This is a genomic window from Escherichia sp. MOD1-EC7003, assembly GCF_002965065.1.
GTDB lineage: Bacteria > Pseudomonadota > Gammaproteobacteria > Enterobacterales > Enterobacteriaceae > Escherichia.
Genome location: NZ_PTRE01000107.1, coordinates 1 through 218, shown reverse-complemented (window position 1 = coordinate 218; position 218 = coordinate 1). Strand labels below are relative to the sequence as shown.

At 36.2% G+C, this 218-nt stretch carries 1 pseudogene; it reads left to right on the top strand.

Annotation, left to right across the window (positions count from 1 at the left end):
- Window positions 1-115 (top strand): annotated as a pseudogene (locus A7090_RS18085) (ISAs1 family transposase); the annotation flags it as partial.
- Between the last annotated feature and the right edge of the window lie 103 nt (window positions 116-218).

Here is a 218-nt window from a genome sequence, read left to right as displayed (position 1 = left end):
GAATGAAGACGACTGCAAAATAAGAAGAGGAAACGCAGCAGAATTATTTTCAGGGATACGGCATATCGCTATTAATATTTTGACGAATGATAAGGTATTCAAGGCAGGGTTAAGACCAGGGAAAGATCACGTAACGCTGCTTTTTTGTACTAAACAATTCGCATTTTATGTTCAATAATTGAGATATTCCTTATTCCCTGAGGCTGTTTTTTATTGCT